Genomic DNA, 20,806 nt, shown 5'->3' with positions numbered 1-20,806 from the left:
TGCCTCACTTGGACTCGGTCGCGGGCTGGGCTGCATCAGCCCCGTTGACGGCGCTGACCCTGTCACCGTCGCGCACGAAGGTGCCGGCAGTGGCGATCACCGTATCGCCCGCCTTGACGCCTTCGACCACCTCGGCCTGCTTTTCGGTACGCAGGCCGAGCTTGACGGGCGTGGTCGCCACGACACCGTCACGCACGACCTGCACCGTCGCGCCATCCTCGGTATAGAGCACGGCCGATTGCGGCACGAGCACGCCGGTATGACTGGCAACCGCTACGCTGGCGCGGCTAAAGGCGCCGATCGTCAGGCCCGGCGCCTGGTCGATGGCGATACGCACGCGGCCCAGGCGTGTGACGGAATTGACCTCAGGCGAAACCAGGCGCACGCGAGCCGCGAAAGGCTCCTTGCGGCCCGCCGTCGCCACCTCGGCCGTCATGCCCGGCCGGATGCGCGCCAGCGTCGCCTCCGATACGTCCGCCGCGAGTTCGATGTCACCGTCGCGAATGATGCGGAACAGGGGATCACCGGACGCCGACGCGATCGCACCGATACGAGCGACCCGGCGGCTGATCACGCCTGCCGCCGGTGCGCGCACCTTGGTGTGCTCCAGACGCACCATCAATTCGGAACGCTGCGCATCGGCGAGCTTCTTGTCGGCCCTGGCGACGGTCAGGGCATGTTCGGCCGCTCCCGCACGCGCGTCCGCCATCTTGGCGGCGGCCTCGCGCTGGTCGAGCTGTTCGGCTGTCGTATTGCCGGTCCGGACCAGCGCCTTGGAGCGCGCAAAGGCACTGGCGGTCTGTTCCCGATTGGCATTGGCTTCGGCTATGGCGCTCTCGGCCTGCGCGATCGCGGCCTCCGCCCTGGCGGTCTGAGCCTCATTCTGGGCGAGCGAGGTATCGATGGTGGTGGTCGAGAGCTCAGCCAGCATTTGGCCTTCGCTGACGCGATCGCCTTCCTCCACCATGATCTTGTCGACGGCATAGCCTTCGATCTGGGGCGACACCAGAATCTCCTCGCGCGCCGCCAGATTGCCGGTCACCACCGCCTGCTCGGTGATGGCTCCGGTCACGGCCGGCGTCACGGTGACGGCTGGCGGCTTGGCGTCCACCACAGGCGGTGGCGGCGGGTTGAGGCGGGCCATCAGGGGCTCGCGATAGGCATAGAGAGCCGCAGCCACGGCGATGACGACAAGCACCAGGATGGTAAGTTTCGTATACCAGGGAGTTCGCTGATAATCGGTCGGTGCATGCTGGGCATGCCCCGACAGACGCACCGCCGTGAGGCTCGCCTCATCGACAAAGCCCCCCTCCCGCCGCTGCCGCTCGCCATCGCGTTCGGGCCGGTTCTGCTTTTCAACCGCGGACATGGAGCTGTTCCTCTGAAACGGGCTGCTCGCCCGGAGAATCTGAAATCGCAGGCAAAGGACGATCGAGCGGGATCTTTCCCGACATCAAGGCGTCCATAACGTTCACCAACAGCCGAAAACCGTCCTCGACATCGAAATCCGGCTCCAGGGCGCGACGGGTGAACATGCCGTCTCCCATGGCCGAAAGCACGGTGATCACAGCCGCGCTGTCCACCGATGTGGGGATCTGGCCTGAGGTCTTGGCCGCCTCCAGGATCGCGACCATGAAGTCGTTCACTTCCTTGTCGACGGCCGCGCACATCTCCGCCACCTGTGGGTTGCGGCTGGCCTCCGCCCAGATTTCCATGAACTGGACGCAGCGCTCGCGCGGCGTTTCGAGGAAATGCTTGCGCCCCAGCGCGACGAAGGACCCCATGACATCGCTGGAACGCGCCACATTCATGAAATCGGCACTGAAACGTTCGCGATCGCGCTCAATCAGGCCCGACACCAAGGCCTCCTTGGAGGGAAAGTAGCGGTAGAGATTGCCGGCGCTCATGCCGGCTTCCCTGGCAACGTCCTGCATGGTGGTGCGATGGAATCCTGTGCGCTGGATGCACACCTCGAAGGCATCGAGAATGTGAGTTCGACGCGCGTCGATTCCCTTTGCCACCGCGGGTGGCGGCACCACCACCCCTGCTTCGATCGCCACTATCACAACCCCGAACGAGAATGAACGTTCATTCTCAGTATCAGAGATTGTACAAGAAACCAAGTCACACCCGTATGGACGGGCGGGATGATGCTTCCCATCCGGCGGCGGAATTAAGGCGAAAGACGTACGCCTGCGCGGAAACGGCGGCCAAATCCACGCGAATCAGCGCAAAAAGCCCCTCCGCGGTGCGAAAAGGGCTTGGCATTGCGGTTAACAATCGGTTGTGACGCTGGCACTCCGCATGGCCGGACCGAGAGGCCGACCGGAGCGCCAACAGGAATGTAACTCCCGCGGTCAGGCTTCGAAGTCGAGCACCAGCAGGCCATCGACACCGCCTTGCGTCGCGGCGACGAGCGCCTGGGCCACCTTGGCGTGATGCGGATGGGGCAGATAGGCGTCGCGGGCCGCTGCGTCGACGAAGTCCACGGTGAAGGCATGGCCATAGCCGCGCGCCAGGCCTTCGGGGCTGTTGTCGGCGCCGACTTCTATCTGCAGGATTCCCGGAATCTCGGTTTTCATGCCGCGAATGGCCGACAGCAGTGCCACGACCTCAGCTTGCGGCAGATCCGTCCGCAAACGGGCAAGAACGATATGGCGGATCATGGTGTTCTCCTGCTCAAGATCCGAAATTGACGGCGGGGAGCGGTTGCCTGCCCGCGATGAGATCGGCGCCCTTCTCTCCGATCATGATGGTGGGCGCGTTGGTGTTGGAAGAGTTGACGATCGGCATGACCGAGGCGTCGCAGACACGCAAGCCCTCGAGCCCCCTTACCTTGAGCTCGGGCGTCACCACGGCCATGTCGTCGACACCCATCTTGCAGGTGCCGGCGGGGTGGTGGTCGGTCTTGCTGGTCCGGCAGGCATAGTCACTCAATTCCGCCTCGCTGACCTTGTCCGGCCCCGGCATGCGTTCGGCCAGAATGAAAGGGGCGAGTGCCTTCTGGCGCAGGATCTCGCGCGCCATGCGCAGCCCTTCCAGAGACATTGCCTTGTCGTAGGGATCCGACCAATAATTGGGATCGATGAGGGGATGGTCGGCGGGATCGGCGGATCTGAGCCGCACGGTGCCGCGCGAACGCGGCTGCAGGAAGGCAGAGTTCAAGGTGACGCCGGCATTGCGCAGCCGGGCGACACCGGCCTCGATGCCTGAGCCCGAGCCGAGATGGAACTGGATGTCGGGCGAGCGGGCAGCCTTGTCGGCATAGGCAAAGCCACCGGTCTCGAACAGGGTCGAAGCCACCGGCCCTTTCTTGAACAGGAGATATTGCAGCCCGGCCCAGGCGGTGCGGTGGGGCTTGGCGACGTTGTCATAGGTGTGGTCGCCGGTGCATTCGGCGATGACATAGAGATCGAGATGGTCCTGCAAATTCTCGCCGACGCCGGGCAGATCGTGCACCACATCGATGCCAACCTCTTTGAGGTGGGCCGCCGGCCCGATGCCGGACAGCATGAGCAGGCGCGGCGAACCGATGGCGCCGGAGGCGACGATGACCTCGCGCTCGCAGCGTATCTCGCTCCTACCGTCCTTCCCGGCGATCTCGACACCGACCGCCCGCCCCTTCTCGACGAGGATACGCGTCACCATGCCATCGGTGCGGACGGTGAGGTTCGGCCGCTTGCCTTCGATCGGCTTCAGATAGGCGGCCGCGGCGGAAGAGCGCCGGGCATTGCGCACCGTGACCTGGTAATGGCCGACACCCTCCTGGCTGGCGCCGTTGAAATCGGCATTGTAAGGCAAGCCATATTCCTGGCCGGCACGGATGAAGGCCTCGTTGATCGGCAAGGGATTGATGGGAATGGAGACGCCGAGCGGTCCGCCGGCGGCATGGTAGCTGTCGATGAATCGCTGATTGTCCTCGGCCCGTTTGAAATAGGGCAGCACCTCGGCATAGCTCCAGCCTTGGCAGCGATGCACATAGGCCCAGATGTCATAATCGCGCGGATTGCCGCGGGTATAGATCTGCGCATTGATCGAGGAGCCGCCCCCCAGCACCTTGGCCTGGGTGTACCAGAGCACCCGTCCGTCCAGATGCTTCTGGGGCACCGTGGACCAGCCCCAACTCGCGATGCCCTTGGTCATCTTGGCAAAGCCCGCCGGCATGTGGAAGAAGGGATGGCTGTCGCGCCCGCCCGCTTCGATCAGCAGAACCTTGACTGCCGTATCCTCGCTCAGCCGCGCCGCCAGGGCGCAGCCAGCCGGCCCCGCCCCTACGATGATGTAATCGGTCATAGGACACTCCCGGGTGCGCGGACGTCCCGTCCGCTCTTCGTCTCCGCAAGTGCGCCGTTTCGACGAGCGGGCAAGGTGCCCGCGCACCCGGACGTCATCACAGCCTCGAGATCGAGAGTGCGCCGTCGCAGGCGATGGCACTGCCAGTGGCGAAACCGAAGGAACTGCCGGCAAGCGCCAGCGCCATCTGGGCGACGTCGGCCCCTTCCCCCCAGCGCCGGGCCGGCACCAGCCCCCCGTCGATGATGGCCTGGTATTTGTCGGCGACCGCAGCCGTCATCTCGGTGCGGATCACGCCCGGACGGATCTCGAACACGGGGATGCTGTCCGGTGCCAACCGGACGGCAAGGTTCTTCACCCACATGGAAAGCGCGGCCTTGGAGACGCAATAATCAGCCCGCTCGGGCGAAGCCATTTCGGCGCTGACCGAGGTGATGAACAGGATGGAGCGGTTGCGTACGGGCTTTTGCGGCGGGGGCAGCTTCAGCATGGTGCGGGCCACCACCTGGCTGAGAAACATTGCCCCGCGCATGTTGACGTTCATCACCCGGTCGAAATTGCCGGGTTCGAGATCGAGGAGGTCGCCGCGTACCGGCGAGCCGATGCCGGCATTGGAGACGAAGCAGTCGAGCCGGCCATAGCTCGACAGCACCTCGTCGACCAGCCCCTGATGGCTGGTGAGATCCGCGACGTCGTTCTGGAAGAACAGCGCCGCACCGCCCGCCTGGCCGATCGCCAGTTCGGCATCGCCGATATCGTCATTGTCGACGATGTCGGTGAAGGCGATGTCATAGCCGCCTTCGGCAAAGGCCACCGCGATGGCAAGGCCGATGCCGCGCCGGGCACCGGTGACAAGGACGACGGGACGGCTCATCGGTTCAGCTCCGTTTCACGAATATGCTTGTTCACAAATATGCTTGCTCACGAATGTGCTTGGCGGTCCGCAGGGACAAAGCCGCCACCGTCAGGGATGGATTGACGGCAGCCGAAGTTACCAGGGTCGAGGCGTCGGCGACGAACAAATTGGGATGGTCGAAGGCACGGCCGAAGGGATCGAGCGGCGCCTCTGCTGGATCGGCACCGATGCGGATGGTACCGCATTGATGCGACGGCGTCTTGCGGTCGAACAGATGGGTGAGCACGATCGGAAAACCCGCCTGCTTCAGGGCCCGGCGCATCGCCACCTTCAGCCCCTCATGCGCGGTCATGTTGGAACGCCGCCATTCCAGCACGATTTTCTCACCGTCCAGCCGGACGCGGCTGGAGGGATCCGGCAAGTCCTCGCTCATGATCAGGAAATCGATGGTCTTGCGCGCCACGGCATTCAGCACGAATTCGGGCACCTTGCGCAGGTCCGATTTCAGGATGGTGCCGGAGACACGCCCGAGCAATTGCACATTGCCGAGCGGTGGGCCGCCTTTGCCGTCACCGAGATAGAAATCATTGAGCGCGAAGGTCTTCTGGTAGATCGAATCGTTGTTGAAGCGCGGATCGATCCCGATCATCGCCGACAGATTGTGGTTCATGAAATGCCGGCCGACCATGCCTGAGCTGTTGGCGAGCCCCTCAGGCGAGGAGGCCAGCAGGATCGCCGCCGAGCGCACAGCCCCGGCCGCCAGCACGACGAGGCGCGGCGTGACGCGCTTGAGCTCGCCGCCTTCCAGATATTCCACCGCCTCGATGCGCCGGCCATCGGCGGCCGGGATCAGCCGACGAACCTCGCAATGGTTCTGCAGCCGCACATTGGCATGTTCGAGCGCCGGCAGCAGCGCGCAGGTCTCCGCATCCATCTTGCCGGTGCGGGCGTCCGGAAAGGCATCCCATGGCGTGCGGCCATGCGAGAGCCATTTGTCGATATCGACACCGAGCGGCAGGGAGAAGGGCTTCAACCCAACGCGGGAGAGGCGTTCGCGCACCTCGGCGATCGCCCGTTCGTCCGGCACGGGCGGAAAGGCAAAGTCGCCGGTGCGCGGCGGTTCCGTCGGGTCCTCGCCAGCCCTGCCCCGCACCTGGTAGAGCCGCTCGGCCTCGTCGTAATAGGGTGCGAGTTCGTTGTAGCGGAACGGCCAGGCCGGAGCATCGCCATCGGCATGGGCGATGCCGTCGAAATCTTCGGCACGATAACGCAGCAGCACCGCGCCGTAGAATTTCGTATTGCCGCCGTTGCAGTAATAATTGCCCGGATTGAACGGATTGCCGTCGCTGTCGTACCAGCTCTCCTGCGGGCGAAAAAAACCCCGCTGGAAGATCGCGCGCGCATCGCGGTTCTCCGGCCGGTCCGGCAATTGGCCGCCCTTGTCCAGGATGAGGATCTCGGCCCCGCTCGGCGCCAGGGCATGAGCCATCGTCGCTCCGCCCATGCCGGCGCCGATGATGACGATGTCAGGCGAAGGCATGAAGGCTCCTGGATCAAAACAAGGGTTGGGCGAGATGGCGAAGGCGACGAGAAAACTCTGCGCTTGTGCCCCCTCTCCCCGTAAGAACGGGGCGAAGGGGCGGCTGGCGTCGCGTTTTTGTGTCAGGGCGCCGCCCTCCTCAACAAATGAGGGAGGGGTGTAACGAGCTCTACAACCTCTTCCCGCTCGCCGGATCGAACACCACCGCCTTGTCGAGGTTGAAGGCGAAAGGCAGTTCCTGGCCCGGCGCCACCATGGCGTCGGAACGCATGCGCGCCGTGACCTCCTTGCCGCCGAGATGGGTGACGACGAAAGTGTCGGCGCCGGCCGGCTCAACCACGTCGACCACCGCATTGACCATCTCTATCGCCTTGGAGTTGCGGTCAGCGCCGTCATGGTCGGTGATCGCCTCGGGCCGGATGCCGAAGATCAGCTCGCGGCCATCCTCCAGCGACACCTCGGCGATATCCTCGGGTACCGGCAGGCTGACGCCGCCTCCGCTCTTGTTGAGGATCTTCAGCACCGTCCTGCCATTCTCCCGCGCCGCCTTGGCCTGGATCAGGTTCATGGCCGGCGAGCCCATGAAATCGGCGACGAAGAGATTGTTGGGCTTGTTGTAGATCTCGGCGGGCGTGCCGACCTGCTGCAACTCGCCATCCTTGAGCACGGCTATCTTGGTGGCGAGCGTCATCGCCTCGATCTGGTCATGGGTGACATAGACGATGGTCTTGCCCGTGGTGGCGTGCAGGCGCTTGATCTCGACGCGCATGTCGACACGCAACTTGGCGTCGAGGTTGGAGAGGGGCTCGTCGAACAGGAAGAGCTTGGGGTCGCGTACCAGGGCACGGCCCATGGCGACGCGCTGACGCTGGCCGCCCGAGAGCTGCGAGGGCCTGCGGTCGAGGAGATGGCCGATCTGCAAGGTCTTGGCGACCTGCGCCACCGCCGTGTCGCGTTCGGGCTTGGCGACGCCGCGCATCTCCATGCCGAAGGCGATGTTCTGGCCCACGGTCATGTTGGGATAGAGCGCGTAGCTCTGGAACACCATGGCGATGTCGCGCTTGGATGGATGCAGGCCGTTGATCTTGTTGTTGTCGACCCGGATCTCGCCTTCGGTGATGTTCTCCAGCCCCGCTATGGTATTGAGCAGGGTCGACTTGCCGCAGCCGGACGGCCCGACCAGCACGAGGAAACCACCCTTGTCGAGGTCAAGATTGATCCCCTTGAGGATTTCGACGGCGCCGTAGCGCTTCTTGAGATTGTTGATTTCCAGGAACGCCATTGGGTCAGCCTTTCACAGCGCCCGCCATCAGGCCACGCACGAAATAGCGGCCGGCGACGATATAGACGAAGAGGGTGGGAAGCGCCGCGATCATCGCAGCCGCCATATTGACGTTGTATTCGACCGCGCCGGTGGTGGTGTTGACCACGTTGTTGAGCGCCGCCGTCATCGGCATCACGTCGCCGGTGCCGGCGAAGGCGGAGGCGAACAGGAAGTCGTTCCAGATGTTGGTGAACTGGTAGATCACCGTGACCACGAAGATCGGGATCGAATTGGGCAGCAGGATGCGCCGGAAGATCTGGAAAAAGCTGGCTCCATCGACCATCGCCGCCCGCACGAGTTCGTTGGGGAACGCCTCGTAGTAATTGCGGAAGAACAAGGTGGTGAAACCGAGGCCATAGACCACATGCACGAAGACGAGGTTGAAGGTCGAGGAACCGAAGCCGAGCGAGGTACCGATCGTCGACTGCAGGAAGGTGCCGACGCCGCCGAACTGACCCAGTACCGTCGCCATCGGCAGCAGCACCGACTGGAACGGGATGAAGCAGGCGAACAGCATCATGGCGAAGACGATCTTATGGCCGGGGAAGCGCCATTTCGTCAGCACATAGCCGTTGAGCGCACCAAGGATGGTGGAGATCGCCACTGCCGGCACCACCATCTTGATCGAATTCCAGAAATAGCCCTTGATCCCCGCACAGGTGAGGCCGACGCAGGTCTCGTTCCAGGCCTTCAGCCAGGGCTGCACCGTCGGCGCGCCTGGTAGAGCGAGCATGTTGCCGCCCTGGATCTCGTCCATGGTCTTGAACGAGGTGGTCAGCATCACGAACAGGGGCACGAGATAGACGAAGGCGAAAATCAGCAACAGGCCGTAGATCACGACGCGGCTGACCCAATTGGAGCCGACCGGCCCCGAAACGTCCCGGGTGGCGGCGCTCATCACTTCTTCTCCCGCAATTCGGAATAGAGATAGGGCACGATGATGGCGCTTATCGTCATCAGCATGATCACGGCACTGGCCGAGCCGATCGCCATCTGATTGCGCTTGAAGGTGTACTCATACATGAAGTTGGACGGCAGCCAGGCCGAGCCGCCTGGCCCGCCGGAGGTCAGGGCGACCACGAGGTCGTAGGACTTGATCGCCATGTGGGCCAGCACGATGAAGGCGGACAGGAAGACCGGGCGCAGGATCGGGATGACGATGCGCCAATAGACCTGGAAGGTGGAGGCGCCGTCGATCTGGGCCGCCTTGAGGATCTCGCCGTCGACGCCGCGCAGCCCTGCCAGGAACATCGCCATCACGAAGCCCGAGGCTTGCCAGACGCCGGCGATCACCACCGTGTAGATCACCCGGTCCTTGTTCTTGATCCAGTCGAAATGGAAGCTGGTCCAGCCCAGATTGTGCAGCGTTGCCTCCAGGCCGAGACCGGGGTCGAGGAACCATTTCCAGGCCACGCCGGTGACGATGAAGGAAAGCGCCATCGGGTAGAGATAGATCGGCCGCAGGATGCCCTCGCCCCGGATGCGCTGGTCGAGAAGGATGGCGATGAACAGGCCCAGCACCATGCAGATGCCGATATAGAGCACGCCGAAAACAGCCATGTTGGTGATCGAATAGTACCAGCTCGACGGCGGGTCGCTTTCGAAAGTCCAGCCCCACAGGCGCTGATAGGCGAGGCCTCCCGTCAGCTCATAGCTCGGAAAGGTCTTGGAATTGGTGAAGGACAGATAGACCGTCCACAGGATGAACCCATAAACGAACACCAGGATCGCGGCGAAGCTCGGCGCCAGCACGATCTTGGGCAAGGCATCCTGAAGTTTCTCGCGCAAACCCGGGCGAGGCGGCGCGCTTGTCGTAGCCAATGTCATGAAGGTTCCCCGCTTTTTTGTTCTTGTGCCCCGAGAGCCGAGAGTGTTCTGCGATTAGACGGACTCACCAAGAATCGCAAAGACGCGCCAAAACAAGAAGTTAGAGCAAACAAGCGTTCAGTCATGAACGCTCTTTGCTCGAGTCGACCGGGCGCAATAGGGGCGCCCGGTCGGTTCGCTTCCCATGGAAACGCTTGCTTCAGCGCTTACTTGGCTTCGTCGATGGCCTTGACGAGCTGGGTGACAGCCTCGTCCGAGGTCTTGATCTGGCCGTTGAAGAACTTGTCCACCACGTCCTTGTAAGCGGTGGCGACGGCCGGCGTCGCGCCATAGCCTTGGGCGAGCGAGCCGAACAGCGTACCGCCGTCATTGGCCTTCTTCAGATCGGCGATACCCTTCTTGCCGCAGGCGTCGAAGTCGGTGTCCGGCACGTCGGTGCGGGCGGGAACCGAACCCTTGACCACGTTGAAGGACGACTGGAACGACTTGGACAGCGTTGCCTTGGCGAGCGCGAGCTGGGCTTCCTTGCGATCAGCAGGAACCGCGAACATGCCGAACATGTCGGAGTTGTAGACGACGCTGCCGTCGGTGCCCGGGAAGCGCATGCAGATATAGTCGGTGCCCGGGGTCTTGCTGGCGGCCTTGAACTCGCCCTTGGCCCAGTCACCCATCACCTGTACCAAGGCATCGCCCTTAATCACCATGGCGGTGGTCAGGTTCCAGTCGCGGCCCGAGAAGTTGGGGTCGACATAGGTCTTGAGCTTGGCCAGGTTGTCGAAGGCCTTCTTCATGGTGTCCGATTTCAGCGAGGCTTCGTCGAGGTCGTTCATCGCCTTCTTGTAGAACTCGGGGCCGCCCGTGGAGAGCACGACCGAGTCGAACATGGTGGCTTCCTGCCAATCCTGGCCGCCGAGTGCGAGCGGCGTGACGCCTGCAGCCTTGGCCTTGTCGAGCAGGGCGATGAAGTCGTCAAAGGTCTTCGGTTCGGTGCCACCGATCTTGTCCATCACGGCCTTGTTGATCCACAGCCAGTTGACCGAGTGGACGTTGACCGGGACGGCGACCCACTTGCCGTCATAGACGGCGAATTTCTGCAACGGTGCCGGCACTGCCTTGTCCCAGCCTTCCGACTTGGCGAGCTCGGTCAGGTCGCCCATCTTGCCGGCGGCGGCATAGTCGAGCACGGTATAGCCCAGCATCTGGGACGCCGTCGGATTGTTGCCGGCTGCGACCATGGCCTTCAGCGCGGTCATGGCGGCATCGCCACCGCCGCCTGCGACCGGGACGTCCTTCCAGGCATAGCCCTCCTTGGCCAGATCCTGCTTGAGGACGTTGAGCGCGGCTGCCTCGCCGCCCGACGTCCACCAGTGCAGCATCTGCACTTCCTTGGTCTGTGCCTGCGCCGCGCTGACGAGACCAAGGCTGGCGAAGCCGAGGCCGGCGGCGGCGAGCGCTACGCCTGCGATCAGTTTGGTACGAACGGTCATCTAATCCTCCCATGACCTTATGATGCCGGATACGTTCCGGCGACGTCTCATTCCAAGCCTCGAAGACGCAGATGCATCCTCGGCTTGAACACCTGCCGATTTTCTCTTCTCCAAATCAGGGATTTGAAGAAAATCGGCAGAAGGCACCAAGAGGCATTTTCAATACCTCTTGGTCTCGATCGCCTACCGCGGCAGCCACCAGGCCGTGCGCGGTCCGCAATGAAGATGCATCGTCTTTTCCTCGGTGTAATCAGCCACGGCATTGCGGCCGAGTTCCCGTCCGATCCCCGATTGCCGGAAACCGCCGAAGGGCAGCTCGGCAGCCCCGTCCATGAAGGTGTTGGTCCAAACCGTCCCGGCCTTGAGGCGCCTGGAGATGCCGACGGCCGTGTCGAAATCCCGGCTCCATACGCTGGCCGACAAACCGTAATCGACACCATTGGCGATGGAAACGGCCTCGTCGGCACTGGTGAAACGCATCACGGTCGCCACCGGCCCGAACACCTCGTCGCGGGCAATCGCCATCGAGGCGCGCGCGCCGGCAACCACCGTCGTTGCCATGAACTGGCCGGCGTCGCTTTCCAGGCGGTCTCCTCCCAGGGCTATTTCGGCTCCCTCCGCCCTGGCGGCGGCGACATGGCCCTCGACCTGGGCCAGATGCTGCGGCGAAATCAGCGCCCCGACGAGGGTTGCCGGATCCAGGGGATCGCCGACCACGACCTGGCGAGAGCGCTTGACGAATTCGGCCTCGAACTCGGCAGCGATGTCCTGATGTACGAGCAGGCGACTGCCGGCATTGCAGCATTCGCCTGCGTTGAAATAGGAGCCGAACACCGCGGCATCGAGCGCCGCGTCGAGATCGGCATCGGGGAAGATCAATTGCGGATTCTTGCCGCCGAGTTCCATGGACAGCTTCTTCAGCGTACCCGAGGCCGCCGCCATCGCCGCCTTGCCGACCCGGGTCGAACCGGTGAAGGAGACCATATCGACACGGCCATCCGTGGTCATCGGCCCGCCGATCTCGGGACCGTAGCCGGAGAGGATGTTGACCACCCCCTCGGGCAGGCCGGCCTCGGCCAGCAAATGGCCGAGCAGCAGGGTCGAGCCCGAAGTCATCTCGCTCGGCTTGACCACCGCGGTGCAACCGGCGGCCAGGGCGAAGGGCAGCTTCTGGCTGACGATCAGGAAGGGGAAGTTCCAGGGCGTGATGATGGACACCACCCCGACCGGCTCGCGCATCACCAGGCCGAGCTTGTTGGCGCCGATGGTGTTGTAGCTCTCGCCATGCAAATCGCGGGCAAGGCCCGCCGCATAGCGCCAGATGTCGACGGCTCCGGCCATCTCGCCGCGGGCCTGGCTGATCGGTTTGCCGGCTTCGAGGCTGTCGAGCGTGGCGAAGATCTCGAGCTTTTCCTCGATCAGGTCGGCGACCTTGTGGAGGAAGCGCGAGCGCTCCGCTCCGGTCAACGAGGGCCATGGCCCGTTATCGAAGGCTTGGCGCGCCGCGTCGAGGGCGCGATCGAGATCGGCAGCCCCCGCTTGCGGATAAAGGCCCACCCGCTCGCCATGGCCGGGGCTGAGTCGTTCGATGGTCCGCCCCTCGGCGGCGGGCCCGAAGGTTCCGGCAATGAAAAGCTGGTGCTCACGGGGGATGCCGGCGAGCGCGGCGGCGAAACGGGCCTTGTCGAGGCGGATGGCAATCGTCACGGTCATCTTCCCTTGAAATCGGGCGTTCGCTTCTCGACGAAGCTGGCGACGCCCTCCTTGAGATCGTCGGTGTAGGAGACCAACGATCCGGCGAGGATCTCGATGGCGGCGGCGGCATCCTCGCCTTCCGCCGCATTGATCATCTGCTTGGCGACGGCATTGGCGATCGGTGCGCGCACCGCAATCTTCCGAGCAAGTTCGCGCGCCTGTTCGAGCCCCTGCCCCTTGGGTGCGATCTCGTCGATCAGTCCGAGTTGCAACGCCCGCTCGGCCGTGACGATCTCGCCGGTCAGGGCAAGGCGGCGCACCGCGGCAGCGCCAAAGCGGGTGACGAGGCGCTGCGTGCCCGACCAGCCTGGCACCATGCCGATGCCGGTCTCGGGCAGGCCGAACTTGGCCTGTTCCTCGGCGATGCGGATATCGGCAGTCGCCGCCAATTCGAGGCCCCCGCCTAGCGCATGCCCGTTGATGGCCGCGATTAGCGGCGCGCGCAGCCGCGTCAGGCGGTCGAAGACGCGATGGCCGTCGCGCACCCATTGCTGGCCCATGTCGAGGGGCGAAAGCTTGCCCCAGGCGGCAATGTCGCCGCCCGCGCAAAAACCCTTGCCCTCACCGGTGAGGATGGCGGCACGGATGGAACCATGCCGGTCGATCCGTTCGGCCGCGATGGCAAGCCCGGATATCATCGTCTCGTCGAGTGCGTTGAGTTTTTCGGGCCGGGCCAGCGTGATGACGGCGACGCCGTCTTCGATATCGAGACGGACGGGATCAGACATCGGCCTGCCCTCCTCCGATATCCAGCCCGATCGGCTCCGGCCGGAACAAGGCCGCATCCATCACCTTGAGGTCGTCGGAGACCAGCAGCGCGAACTCGGCCTGGGCCAGGACATCGCGCTCGAGGTCAACGCCGGGTGCGATCTCCGTGACCACGATGCCCTTCTGCGTCAGCTTGAGCACGCAGCGCTCAGTGACATAGGTGATGTCCTGCCCCTGGGCGACAGCGCGGCGACCGGAGAAGGAGACATGTTCGACCGTCTCGACCAGTTTCCTGACCTTGCCTTCCTTGGCGATGACCAGCGCGCCGTTCTCGACGGCCAGGCCGGCGGCGGCCGTGAAGAAGCCGGAGAAGATGATGCGCCGGGCCCGAGCGGTGATGTCGACGAAGCCTCCGGCCCCCGCCGTCACATGCGGACGCACGCCGAGCTTGGAGACGTTGACGCTGCCCTCGCGGTCGATCTGCAGGAAGGAGAGCAGCGAGGCATCGAACCCCGCGCCCTGAAAATAGGTGAACTGATAGGGCGAAGGCATGATCGCCTCGGCGTTGGAGGCACAGCCGAACTGGAAGTCGGTGAGCGGTACGCCGCCGACGGCCCCCTGTTCGATCACCCAGGTCACCTCGCCATGACGGCCTTCCTCGATCAGGATGCGCGGCACGTTGGCCGAAATGCCGAAGCCGATATTGACGGCATCGCCGTAGCGCAATTCCTGCGCCACCCGACGGGCAATCACTTTGGAGACGCCGAATTCGGGGATCTCGAAGCTCGACAGCGGCCGGAAGATCTCGCCCGAGATCGCCGGCTCGTAGGGTGTCTGCGTCGTCTGCATCTGGTCCGGCGCGACCACGATGGCATCCACGAGCACGCCGGGCACCAGCACGTTCTGCGGCTTGAGCGTGCCGCTCTCGGCGAGGCGTTTCACCTGGGCGATGACGATGCCGCCATTGTTGCGTACGGCCAGCGCCTGGTCGAGCGGACCGAGATAGCCGCCCTCATGTTCGTAGGAGAGATTGCCGCGCTCATCGGCCGTGGTGGCTCGAATGATGGCGACCTCGGGAATGATGGTCTTGAAATACAGCCAGTTCTCGCCGTCGAATTCGACCTGGCGCACGATCGGCGCTTCCATGGCCCGCTTGTTCATGGCGCAGCCCTCGCGAGCGGGATCGACGAAAGTGTCCATGCCGATCTTGGTCAGCACGCCGGGGCGCTTGGCCGCCGCCTCGCGATGCATGTCGAACAGGATGCCGGAGGGGATGTTGTAGGCGGGGATCTCATTGCCGGTGATCATCTTCCAGATCGCCGGCGGCTCTGCCGAAGAGGGGCCGGAAGGATAGGAGCCACCCAGGATACAGGAGAGCAGACCGGGCTTGGCGATATGATCGACGCCCTTGATGCCCCACATGTCGCCTGCCGCGATGGGGTGCAGCGTGGTGAGGTTGCGCGGATGGCCGGAGGCTTCGAAGCGGCGGCCGATGGCAGCCAGCATTGCGTCCGGACAGCCGAGGCCGGACGAGGAGGAGACGGTCACCACGGCGCCGTCGGGGATGAGCGCGGCAGCCTGGTCGGCGGAGAGGACTTTCGGGAAGGCCATCGGATCAGAGCCCCGGCTCGACAGCGACTTCGCGGCCTGTTTTGGCGGATTTCAGCACGGCCAGGGCCAGCGCCATCGAGCGGATACCGTCCTCGCCTGTGGCCGATGGCGTGCCCTTCCCGCGCACGGCGTTCTGGAAATTGGCGACGCTGCGGACATAGAGGTTTTCCGGCTCGAACGGCAGCTTGTGCTCGCCGGATGCATTGCGCAGCACCACTTCGCCGACGGGCTTTTGCGTCATGCAATTGGTACCGATCAGAGAGCCTTCGCTGCCGTGCACTTCGAAGCCCGTATTGGCATAGGCCGTGGTGAAGGCGTCGTGGAACTGCGCCAGCAATCCGCTCTCGAAGCGCACCACGCCCATGACGCCGTCCTCGATGCCGGCACCACCCATGCCACCCTGCTGGGTGAAGGCCGTTGCCGCTACCGGCTCTTCGCCGAGCACGAAACGCAGCGTGTCGGCATCGTGCACGGTGATGTCCATCACCACGCCAGAGCCGGCCTTGGCATCCTTGATGCGCCAGCCCTGCAGATGGGGCGGCAGATAGACAGCGTGGAAGACCCGGGCAAACAACGGCTTGCCGATCCGGCCCGTAGCAACGGCATCGCGCATGACGCGGAACGCCGCTGCATTGCGCAGATGGTGATTGGTGGCCATGACGACGCCGGCTTCCTTGCAGGCGGCGACCATCCGATGCGCATCGGAAAGCTTGAGGGCAAGCGGCTTTTCGCACAGCACATGGATGCCGGCCTTAGCGGCTGCCAAGGTCTGCGCCTTGTGCTTCTCGTTGGTGGTGGCGATGTAGACGGCGTCGATATCCTTGGCGAGCAGCGTCGCCAGGCTCCGGGTCGAATGGGGAATGCCGTTTGCCTTGGCATAGGCCCTGCCGCGCTCGGCATCGGAAGACATCACGCTGACGACTTCGCCGCCGGTTTCGCGGATCGCTCCGATCATCCATTCCTTGGCGATCGTCGTGGCGCCGACGATCCCCCAGCGCAAGCCCCTTTTTGAAGCTGCCACGTTCTTACCCGACGTTGGCTGGGCCATTATGCCGTCTCCTTCAAGATAGTATGTCCATGAGCGCCGCAGGATTCACGCACCACCAGACGGGTCGTGCCGATGAAGGACATCGCCTCCGGATCGGCCCCATCGATCAGGCCGAGCAGGCTGCGGGCCGCGCGGGTACCCATGACCCTGGTATCGGCGTTGACGGTGGTGAGGGGGGGCGCATTGTGCTTGGCCTCGACGATATCGTCGAAGCCGATCACCGCGAAATCGGTGCCGACGCGGATGCCGCGCAAGCCCAAGGCGCGGGTCGCCCCCATCGCCACGATGTCGTTGTAGCAGAAGGCGGCCGTCGCCTTGTGGGCACTCGCCAGGGCAGCGGCGATCGCCTCGGCGCCCCCGGCGCGCGTCGGCATCGCTTCGAAGATCAGTTCGCCGCGCAGCGGCAGACCAGCGGCGATCAGGGCGTCCTGATAGCCGGAAATGCGCTCTTTCTGCGTGGTCATGGTGCCGAAGCCGCCGAGAAAGGCGATGGAGCGGTGGCCGAGATTGATGAGGTGACTTACGGCCTCGCGCGAGCCGGTGCGGTTGTCGGGACCGATATAGGGCAAGGTGCTGCCCTCGACCCGCCGCATGGTCAGCACCATCGGCAGGGAGCGCGGCAGGGTCTCGGCCAGCGACCAGACATCGGTACCGCGAGCCGGGCTCATGATGATGCCGGCGACCCCGTGCTCTCGCAGGGATTGCAGCACACGGGTCTGCCGCTCGACGTCTTCGTTGGTGTTGGCCAGGATGGGCACGAAGCCCATATTGTGCAGCCCATCCTCGATGCCGACCGCAAGCTCGGTGAAGAAGGGATTCATCAGATCGGAGATCACCATGCCCACGAAACTCGAACGGGCGGTGCGCAGACTCGCAGCCGAGCGGTTGTAGACATAGCCGAGCTGGTCGATGGCCCGCATGACGCGGTCGCGTGTGGCCGACTTGACGAGGGGAGAGTCCTTGAGCACCAGCGACACGGTCGACTTCGACACGCCGACCGCCCTGGCGATATCGACGATCGTCGTGGCCCGGCTTACGCCGCGCTTGCCTCCGCCCATCCTCACGCTCCCTCGGCTGGCCTCTTGAAGCGGGCCAGTGATCTATATTTTTGGAACGTTCCTACATCCATGTCAATACCGCTTTCGCTTGGTCAAGAACCCATTGAAATGAAAGGATAAATATCCTCATCAATGAAATATTCTTGACTTTGGAACGTTCTAATTGACATGCTTATTCCCAAGGCCGCGACGCCATGGCCACTTTTTGCCAGTATCTTGGGACGATGTGTCGGATCCTGCTTTGCAGCAGATTCCCCGCCAGGACCCAGCCATCGGGCGAAAAGTGCCCCAAGCGAATTCCTTCCGGTCGAGTCCCTGCTCGACCAGAAGGAATTCGCGGGATTTCAAAGGCTTGCAGAATTTCCCGAGAGTGCCCACGAAGGAGCACTATCGGGAAATTCTGCTGGGCGTCGAAGAAGCCGGACGAGAGAGGAACGAGGAGAGGCCGATGAGCGCGCTGATATTGCCCACTGTCGATGGCGGCCTGGAGGCCTATCATTATGGCCCCTCCTCCCCCTACCCCCTCGTCCATACCGGCAATTTCCCACGCACCCTTTATGCAGCCGCCCATGTCGTCGCCGATCCGCGGCGGCTGGACGACCCCTGGCGCAGCCCCGCCATCGATTGGGAAGCGACGTTGCGGTTTCGCCGCCATCTATGGGGGCTCGGCTTCAAGATCGCGGAGGCGATGGACACGTCGCAGCGCGGTCTGGGCCTGGACTGGGCCGCCGCCGCCGAACTGATCGAGCGCTCGCTGGCCGAAGCTCGCAGCATGCCCGGTGCGGACCTGGCCTGCGGGGCCGGCACCGACCAGCTCACCCCTGAAACCGCCACCACGCTCGACGACGTCATCCGTGCCTATGAGGAACAGATCGCCCATGTCGAGAAGCATGGCGGACGCATCATCCTGATGGCGAGCCGGGCCCTGTGCCGCCTTGCCAAGGGACCCGACGACTACCTCACCGTCTATGGACGGCTGATCGAGCAGACACGCGACAAGGTGATCCTGCACTGGCTCGGCGAAGCGTTCGACCCGGCACTCGCAGGCTATTGGGGCTCGCAGGCCTTCGAGCCCGCCATGCAGACGGTGCTGGAACTGATCCGCAGCCACGCCGGCAAGATCGACGGCATCAAGATTTCCCTTCTCGACGCCAGCAAGGAAATCACCATGCGCCGGCTGCTGCCGGAGGGCGTGGCGATGTATACCGGCGACGATTTCAACTATGCCGAACTGATGCAGGGCGACCTGCAGGGCTTCTCGCATGGATTGCTGGGCATCTTCGATCCGATCGCGCCGGCCGCCGCCGCTGCGATGGACCGCCTCGCGGCGGGCAACGCCGAGGGCTATCGCATCATTCTCGATCCCACCGTGACGCTGGCGCGCCGCCTGTTCGAGGCGCCGACCCAGTTCTACAAGAGCGGGGTGGTGTTCCTGTCCTGGCTCAACGGCTTCCAGTCGCATTTCCGCATGGTGGGCGGCGCCGAGTCGGCCCGCGGCATCGCGCATTACGCCGATATCTTCCGCCTGGCCGACAAGGCCCAGCTCCTCATCGATCCCGAGAAAGCGGCCCATCGCATGAAGCTGCTCTGTGCCCTGAACGGTATTGGATAACTCTCCAAGCACCTGCGACGGACCATGACGGCGCTGCGCCCCGTGCTATGCAAAGGGCGATCGATCGGAGTTGTCATCACCATGGTCATGGACATCGGGGCGCGGGCGCGGAACCTTTTGCTGTCGCCGTCAGCCGAATGGCGAAATATCGCTGCCGAGGCGACCAGCGTCGAGCGTATCTATCGGAACTATGTGCTCTATCTCGCCGCCATCGGCCCGATTGCCGGCTTCATCGGCACTTCGCTGATCGGCGTCGGCGGTCTGCGCATCGGCTTGGCCTCGGGCCTCTGCCTGGCCGTCCTGCGCTACCTCGTTTCCCTCGCCATGCTCCATGCCATGGCTATCGTCATCAACCGCCTGGCTCCCCATTTCGGCGGCAGACCCGACTTCCTCGGCGCCTTCAAACTTGCCGCCTACAGCATGACCGCAGCGTGGCTCGCCAACGTCTTCACCGTCATTCCGGCGTTGGGACTGTTTGCTATCGTCGGCCTCTACAGCGTCTATCTCCTCTTCACCGGCATTCCAGTGCTGACGCGAGCGCCGGTCTTGAAGGTACCGATCTATACGATTGCAGTGGTGTTGATCGGCATTCTTCTCAATTTCCTGATGGGTTCTGTGCTGGCGTGGCTGTTCGTGCCCCCGTTTTTCCCGGGATAGGGATTGGGCTCGACACAAGCCGAGGAGAGGGATAGAAGGAACTTAATTTAGAACCATTCTAATCTGAGTTCGCCATGAAACGCTTTGCCGACCTGAACGAGGCCGAGATCCTCGCGCTCGCCATCTCCAACGAGGAGGAGGATGCGCGCATCTATCTGCAGTTCGCCAATCGCCTGCGCACCGATTTTCCGGGCTCCGCCAAGATCTTCGAGGCAATGGCACAAGAAGAGCACGGCCATCGCCACCGCTTGCTGGAGACCTATACAGCCAAGTTCGGTGATACCCTGCCCTATATCACCCGCCAGGATGTCAGCGGCTTCCTCAAGCGCAACCCGATCTGGCTGCTCGACAATCTGCGCATCGACGCGGTGCGCGAACAGGCCGAGGCCATGGAGCTGGAAGCCGCCCAATTCTATGCCAAGGCGGCGGAACGGGCCCATGACGTCGAAATCCGCACCCTGCTGGCCGATCTCGCAGAAGAAGAAAAGCGCCACGAAAGCCTGGCCGAGACGCTGGAGTCCAAGCTGCCGGCCGATCAGAAACGCAGCGAGGAAGAAACCTCCCGGCGCCTTTTCGTGCTGCAGATCGTGCAGCCTGCCCTGGCCGGGCTGATCGACGGTTCGATCTCCACTCTCGCCCCGATCTTCGCCGCCGCCTTCGCCACCCTGAACTCCTGGGACGCCTTCCTGGTCGGCATGGCCGCCTCGATCGGCGCCGGCATCAGCATGGGCTTGACCGAGGCCCTGTCGGACGACGGCGAGATCACCGGGCGCGGCCATCCCTGGGTGCGCGGCGCCGCGTGCGGCGTGATGACCACCGTGGGCGGCCTCGGCCACACCCTGCCCTACCTCATCCCCGACTTCTGGGTGGCGACCGGCGTCGCCGGCTGCGTGGTCGTGCTGGAGCTCATCGCCATCGCCTGGATCCGCACCCGCTTCATGGCCACGCCCTTTACCTCGGCGATCGTGCAGGTGGTCCTCGGTGGCATCCTGGTTTTGCTCACTGGCATCCTGATCGGCAGCCAGTGAGG

At 63.9% G+C, this 20,806-nt stretch carries 18 protein-coding genes; 3 read left to right on the top strand and 15 right to left on the bottom strand.

Annotated features, from left to right (window positions below; genetic code table 11):
* Positions 1-4: 4 nt before the first annotated feature.
* The 15 genes from AB4037_RS02600 to AB4037_RS02530 all read right to left on the bottom strand — a co-directional run bounded on the left by AB4037_RS02600 (position 5) and on the right by AB4037_RS02530 (position 17,507).
* A complete protein-coding gene (locus AB4037_RS02600; RefSeq protein ID WP_441770431.1) occupies positions 5-1,369 on the bottom strand; it encodes an efflux RND transporter periplasmic adaptor subunit in 1,365 nt (454 codons plus the stop codon).
* Positions 1,356-2,060 carry a TetR/AcrR family transcriptional regulator gene (locus tag AB4037_RS02595; RefSeq protein WP_434957571.1) on the bottom strand — a complete coding sequence of 235 codons (705 nt, stop codon included), beginning with the start codon at positions 2,058-2,060 and terminating at the stop codon, positions 1,356-1,358. The genes AB4037_RS02600 and AB4037_RS02595 overlap by 14 nt, the downstream gene beginning before the upstream one ends.
* Before the next feature lie 297 nt (positions 2,061-2,357).
* A complete protein-coding gene (locus AB4037_RS02590) occupies positions 2,358-2,666 on the bottom strand; it encodes a Dabb family protein (RefSeq protein WP_441770430.1) in 309 nt (102 codons plus the stop codon).
* A 13-nt stretch (positions 2,667-2,679) separates the two neighbouring features.
* Positions 2,680-4,293 (bottom strand): GMC family oxidoreductase, encoded by a 1,614-nt coding sequence (locus AB4037_RS02585; protein ID WP_434957573.1) that lies wholly within the window; start codon positions 4,291-4,293, stop codon positions 2,680-2,682.
* Between the two features lie 97 nt (positions 4,294-4,390).
* Positions 4,391-5,167 (bottom strand): 3-ketoacyl-ACP reductase, encoded by a 777-nt coding sequence (locus AB4037_RS02580; protein WP_441770429.1) that lies wholly within the window; start codon positions 5,165-5,167, stop codon positions 4,391-4,393.
* Positions 5,168-5,198: 31 nt separating this feature from the next.
* On the bottom strand, positions 5,199-6,689 hold the full coding sequence (locus tag AB4037_RS02575) for an FAD-dependent oxidoreductase (protein WP_441770428.1): 1,491 nt from the start codon (positions 6,687-6,689) through the stop codon (positions 5,199-5,201).
* Positions 6,690-6,858: 169 nt separating this feature from the next.
* A complete protein-coding gene (locus AB4037_RS02570; RefSeq protein ID WP_434957576.1) occupies positions 6,859-7,971 on the bottom strand; it encodes an ABC transporter ATP-binding protein in 1,113 nt (370 codons plus the stop codon).
* Between the two features lie 4 nt (positions 7,972-7,975).
* Positions 7,976-8,911, bottom strand: coding sequence for a carbohydrate ABC transporter permease (locus AB4037_RS02565; RefSeq protein ID WP_434957577.1), 936 nt, complete (start codon positions 8,909-8,911; stop codon positions 7,976-7,978).
* The gene (locus AB4037_RS02560; RefSeq protein ID WP_434957578.1) at positions 8,911-9,840 is read right to left on the bottom strand and encodes a carbohydrate ABC transporter permease; all 930 of its coding nucleotides are present in this window, start codon (positions 9,838-9,840) and stop codon (positions 8,911-8,913) included. The genes AB4037_RS02565 and AB4037_RS02560 overlap by 1 nt, the downstream gene beginning before the upstream one ends.
* A 206-nt stretch (positions 9,841-10,046) precedes the next feature.
* Complete coding sequence (locus tag AB4037_RS02555; RefSeq protein WP_434957579.1) at positions 10,047-11,327, bottom strand: ABC transporter substrate-binding protein; 1,281 nt, start codon at positions 11,325-11,327, stop codon at positions 10,047-10,049.
* Between the two features lie 183 nt (positions 11,328-11,510).
* The gene (locus AB4037_RS02550; RefSeq protein WP_441770427.1) at positions 11,511-13,040 is read right to left on the bottom strand and encodes an aldehyde dehydrogenase family protein; all 1,530 of its coding nucleotides are present in this window, start codon (positions 13,038-13,040) and stop codon (positions 11,511-11,513) included.
* Positions 13,037-13,810, bottom strand: coding sequence for an enoyl-CoA hydratase/isomerase family protein (locus AB4037_RS02545; protein ID WP_441770426.1), 774 nt, complete (start codon positions 13,808-13,810; stop codon positions 13,037-13,039). The genes AB4037_RS02550 and AB4037_RS02545 overlap by 4 nt, the downstream gene beginning before the upstream one ends.
* A complete protein-coding gene (locus tag AB4037_RS02540; protein WP_441770425.1) occupies positions 13,803-15,401 on the bottom strand; it encodes an acyl CoA:acetate/3-ketoacid CoA transferase in 1,599 nt (532 codons plus the stop codon). Before AB4037_RS02540 ends, AB4037_RS02545 begins: the two co-directional genes overlap by 8 nt.
* A 4-nt stretch (positions 15,402-15,405) precedes the next feature.
* Positions 15,406-16,449, bottom strand: coding sequence for a Gfo/Idh/MocA family protein (locus tag AB4037_RS02535; protein ID WP_434957583.1), 1,044 nt, complete (start codon positions 16,447-16,449; stop codon positions 15,406-15,408).
* Positions 16,449-17,507: a LacI family DNA-binding transcriptional regulator gene (locus tag AB4037_RS02530; protein WP_441770424.1), complete on the bottom strand. Its 1,059-nt coding sequence runs from the start codon at positions 17,505-17,507 to the stop codon at positions 16,449-16,451. Before AB4037_RS02530 ends, AB4037_RS02535 begins: the two co-directional genes overlap by 1 nt.
* Before the next feature lie 448 nt (positions 17,508-17,955).
* Between AB4037_RS02530 and AB4037_RS02525 the strand changes: the two genes are divergently transcribed.
* The 3 genes from AB4037_RS02525 (at position 17,956) to mbfA (ending at position 20,804) form a co-directional block, all read left to right on the top strand.
* Positions 17,956-19,119: a dihydrodipicolinate synthase family protein gene (locus AB4037_RS02525; RefSeq protein ID WP_434957585.1), complete on the top strand. Its 1,164-nt coding sequence runs from the start codon at positions 17,956-17,958 to the stop codon at positions 19,117-19,119.
* Between the two features lie 81 nt (positions 19,120-19,200).
* Positions 19,201-19,776 (top strand): Yip1 family protein, encoded by a 576-nt coding sequence (locus tag AB4037_RS02520; protein WP_441770423.1) that lies wholly within the window; start codon positions 19,201-19,203, stop codon positions 19,774-19,776.
* 74 nt (positions 19,777-19,850) lie between these two features.
* The gene (gene mbfA, locus AB4037_RS02515) at positions 19,851-20,804 is read left to right on the top strand and encodes an iron exporter MbfA (RefSeq protein WP_434957587.1); all 954 of its coding nucleotides are present in this window, start codon (positions 19,851-19,853) and stop codon (positions 20,802-20,804) included.
* Positions 20,805-20,806 lie beyond the last annotated feature (2 nt).

Origin of the sequence: Labrys sp. KB_33_2 (assembly GCF_052114505.1) — a bacterium.
Classification (GTDB): domain Bacteria; phylum Pseudomonadota; class Alphaproteobacteria; order Rhizobiales; family Labraceae; genus Labrys.
This window is presented reverse-complemented; position numbering and strand designations above follow the sequence as displayed.

Excerpts from the sequence above, each read along its gene's own strand:
- AB4037_RS02585 (WP_434957573.1), bottom strand. The coding sequence starts at position 4,293 with ATGACCGATTACATCATCGTAGGGGCGGGGCCGGCTGGCTGCGCCCTG.
- AB4037_RS02555 (WP_434957579.1), bottom strand. The coding sequence starts at position 11,327 with ATGACCGTTCGTACCAAACTGATCGCAGGCGTAGCGCTCGCCGCCGCC.
- AB4037_RS02525 (WP_434957585.1), top strand. The coding sequence starts at position 17,956 with ATGAGCGCGCTGATATTGCCCACTGTCGATGGCGGCCTGGAGGCCTAT.
- AB4037_RS02535 (WP_434957583.1), bottom strand. The coding sequence starts at position 16,449 with ATGGCCCAGCCAACGTCGGGTAAGAACGTGGCAGCTTCAAAAAGGGGC.
- AB4037_RS02580 (WP_441770429.1), bottom strand. The coding sequence starts at position 5,167 with ATGAGCCGTCCCGTCGTCCTTGTCACCGGTGCCCGGCGCGGCATCGGC.
- AB4037_RS02545 (WP_441770426.1), bottom strand. The coding sequence starts at position 13,810 with ATGTCTGATCCCGTCCGTCTCGATATCGAAGACGGCGTCGCCGTCATC.
- AB4037_RS02600 (WP_441770431.1), bottom strand. The coding sequence starts at position 1,369 with ATGTCCGCGGTTGAAAAGCAGAACCGGCCCGAACGCGATGGCGAGCGG.
- AB4037_RS02575 (WP_441770428.1), bottom strand. The coding sequence starts at position 6,689 with ATGCCTTCGCCTGACATCGTCATCATCGGCGCCGGCATGGGCGGAGCG.
- AB4037_RS02530 (WP_441770424.1), bottom strand. The coding sequence starts at position 17,507 with ATGGGCGGAGGCAAGCGCGGCGTAAGCCGGGCCACGACGATCGTCGAT.
- mbfA (WP_434957587.1), top strand. The coding sequence starts at position 19,851 with ATGAAACGCTTTGCCGACCTGAACGAGGCCGAGATCCTCGCGCTCGCC.
- AB4037_RS02570 (WP_434957576.1), bottom strand. The coding sequence starts at position 7,971 with ATGGCGTTCCTGGAAATCAACAATCTCAAGAAGCGCTACGGCGCCGTC.
- AB4037_RS02540 (WP_441770425.1), bottom strand. The coding sequence starts at position 15,401 with ATGGCCTTCCCGAAAGTCCTCTCCGCCGACCAGGCTGCCGCGCTCATC.
- AB4037_RS02550 (WP_441770427.1), bottom strand. The coding sequence starts at position 13,040 with ATGACCGTGACGATTGCCATCCGCCTCGACAAGGCCCGTTTCGCCGCC.
- AB4037_RS02590 (WP_441770430.1), bottom strand. The coding sequence starts at position 2,666 with ATGATCCGCCATATCGTTCTTGCCCGTTTGCGGACGGATCTGCCGCAA.
- AB4037_RS02560 (WP_434957578.1), bottom strand. The coding sequence starts at position 9,840 with ATGACATTGGCTACGACAAGCGCGCCGCCTCGCCCGGGTTTGCGCGAG.
- AB4037_RS02565 (WP_434957577.1), bottom strand. The coding sequence starts at position 8,911 with ATGAGCGCCGCCACCCGGGACGTTTCGGGGCCGGTCGGCTCCAATTGG.
- AB4037_RS02520 (WP_441770423.1), top strand. The coding sequence starts at position 19,201 with ATGGTCATGGACATCGGGGCGCGGGCGCGGAACCTTTTGCTGTCGCCG.